The sequence below is a fragment of the Vibrio crassostreae genome, assembly GCF_041439375.1.
In the GTDB taxonomy this organism is placed as follows: Bacteria; Pseudomonadota; Gammaproteobacteria; order Enterobacterales; family Vibrionaceae; genus Vibrio; species Vibrio crassostreae_D.
In genome coordinates this window covers 1-3,008 of record NZ_JBGONY010000120.1, presented here as the reverse complement: position 1 = coordinate 3,008, position 3,008 = coordinate 1, and the positions used below count along the sequence as shown (strand labels likewise).

The window sequence follows — 3,008 nt, the reverse complement described above, 5'->3', positions numbered from 1 at the left end:
TTAGTGATTGTACTCACTTAACTCAGTGTCCAAAACTGCTGGTGCGGATCAGTTTCGCCAAATTGAATAAGTAGACACAATGCTTGCCCTTGAGGTGATTGGAAGAGCTATAAAGTTAGCGACTATAGCCAGTTAAATTGTAATGGCTTTGATAAAAAGGTGCTTCACGATTAGCAAACATCATTAACAATGATGCTTTAGTTGCGATGAATACTGACTGTGTGTTGTTTCCTGGCCTCGTTGTTAAGGCTGTACGGAGAGAGTATGTAACAGCGACATTCAAAGGTGCGAGTGAGTCGCAATGAACAAACCACAGTAAAGATTTTTTGCTTCCATCTTCGAGCGCTTCAAGAAAACCTGAATTTTCTTTTGCGGATAATGCCGCCGCTGCCGTGTCGTACTCAGAAAAGTCTAAATAGTGAACACTTATGTCTTTTTTATCGGCGAGTATGGAGGCTTGTTTGATGAAATCAGAGTGAAGTACCGCCGAGTCAGCGATAGAAATTCTAAAGTCCATATCCCAAGCGTGTTGCACAAAAAGTTCGGGAGTTATGTGATTCTCCGGTAGGTAGCTTTCTTTATTCTTATCCAATCTAAACTCAGCCACGGTTATTGTATTTACGTCTAATAGGATAAATCATGAGTAGTCAATGTACCACCACAAACCAAGGAGCTGGCGAATCTAGCAAAAGCGCTAACAAGGTTTTGCCCCAATATAAGCTTAATTAATAACACTGTGGCTTTCATTATCACAATTTTGGCCGACTTTTTCTAATACGAGCCTTATGAATTACGGTGTAAGCTCAAACCAGCCCATAACCCAGAAATAAGAGGCGATTGCTAACCTCTTATTCGGTAAAACGGGTGATTTTAATTAAAGTAACTTGGTTACACTCGATTGATTAGTACTATCGTTAACTTGATATCCCAAAGCTCGAATTTGCTCTCGGATTGTGTCTGCTTCATCATATCGCCCCTGTTCTTTCAAACGTTGACGTTGTTCAGCGAGCTGTTGAACTTGTTTGGGGATTGTTAACTGTTCAACCTTATCAAGGTTAAGGCCAAATACTTGATCAAAATAAAGTAGTGTCGCTTTTTTATTGGCAGGCTCTATGGAACTATCAGTGACCTCCCATAATAAGGCGAGTGCTTGCGGCATATTTAAATCGCGGTTGATACGTGCAAGAAATTCAGCTTTGAACTGGTTGTCAACGTTACCACCGTCAGGCATATCAGTGATTTTCTTTCTTAATCTACGTAGTGCCTTTTGTGCGCCATTCAACCCTTCCCAAGTAAAACTGAGCTGGCTACGATAGTGACTGGTTAAGGTTAAATAACGATAAGCTAAAGGATCATAACCTTTGTTGATTAGGCTTTCTAAACGCAGTGTAGAACCCGACTTAGATATTTTCTCATTGTTAATATTTAAGAAGTAACCATGCAACCAAAAGTTTGCTTGTACATGTCCGTTTTTAGCTTGGCATTGTGCAATTTCATTGGTGTGGTGTATAGGAATGTGATCTTCACCACCGATATGTATATCGAAGGTTTCTCCCAAGTACTTCTCTGCCATCGCTGAACATTCAATATGCCACCCTGGGAAGCCATTTCCCCATGGACTTGTCCACTCCATTTGCCGTTTCTGTTCGCCAGTGAATTTCCATAGTGCAAAATCTGTAGGATGCTTTTTCTCCGCCATATCAACGCGAATGCCAGCTTCCAAACCTTCCATATCTAATCGCGCAAGCTTTCCGTAGTCGGGTAACTTCTCTGTATCAAAATAAATACCATCACTGGTTTGATAGGTATAGCCTTTAGCTTCGAGTGACTGAATAAACGAAATCTGCTCGTGAATATGATCAGTTGCTCGGCAAGTGATAGAAGGTTTGAGAATGTTAAGCCTTTCAAGATCAGTAAAAAATGCGTCTTCAAAAAAAGTAGCAATATCCCAAGCTGATTTTTCTTGTTTGCGTGCACCTTTCTCCATCTTGTCTTCTCCAGTGTCACCATCTGATACTAGATGTCCGACATCGGTTATGTTCATGACATGATTAACTTGATACCCATTGATCTGTAGTACGCGTTTTAGGACGTCAACGAACAAATAGGTACGTAGATTACCGACATGTGCATAGTCATAAACGGTTGGGCCACATGCATAAAGGCCAACCTTACGGGGTTGAATCGTATAAAACGGACTCAGTGTTCTATTAAGGGTATTAAAGAGCTGGAGTGTCGGTTGGGTCATAAATCATATCCTTATAAATACAAAAAGGCCGTGGATGAAAACATCAACGGCCTAGGTAATAGTGCGATAGGTTTGCTACGTAATAGCTACACGAAAACGGCCGTAAATAAGGTATTTACAGCAACAACATAGAGTTTGAGTGGAAGTAGTTATTAGCGTCATTTTTTTAAATTAAAATAGATGATTAACAAAAGCAATACATTTATTCGATGATTATGTTGAGCATCATCGTTGGTAGTAATGGACGTCACCTGCGCTATCAAAACAGGGGCGTTAAACTTAGCTACTTCCCATACTATTAGTTATCCATGAATTGCTAATTTAGCTGAAGCTATAGCTCATTTCTGTCCAGAGTCTTCATATACCTGAATTTTAACTCTTGGCACTTTCTAACTCGAAAGTGCCCCGTTATCATTTTCGGCCAGAATATTAGCGATCATAGACGGCGGGTATTTTCCCAAATACAGCTCATGTCACGGAAATAAGATTCATGCAGAAATAGTGCGTTTTTATATTTGTTAAGTCGCTTCAGGATAAAGGTGACTTTCGAGACAGTCGCTCAGTATTGAGCGGCACTAGTCGCGAACCTAGCGTGCCACTCACCGTTGGGTATAGCCGTTAAATTTTAACAAAGGGCTCTGTTTAAGGTGATAATGAGAGGTGCCACTATCGACAAGGCAACAATAGGCTTGATAGATACGTATCGGCCCTCTAAACCAGTCCAAATTCACTATTGGTGATTTGGTTCAATTTTTTACTG

The 3,008-nt window shown here is 40.5% G+C and carries 2 protein-coding genes; both read right to left on the bottom strand.

Annotated elements, in window-relative coordinates:
- Window positions 1-115: 115 nt before the first annotated feature.
- Window positions 116-592, bottom strand: coding sequence for a hypothetical protein (locus ACED45_RS23810; protein WP_260869715.1), 477 nt, complete (start codon window positions 590-592; stop codon window positions 116-118).
- A gap of 282 nt (window positions 593-874) precedes the next feature.
- Window positions 875-2,248, bottom strand: coding sequence for a cysteine--tRNA ligase (cysS, locus tag ACED45_RS23805; RefSeq protein WP_371715189.1), 1,374 nt, complete (start codon window positions 2,246-2,248; stop codon window positions 875-877).
- Between the last annotated feature and the right edge of the window lie 760 nt (window positions 2,249-3,008).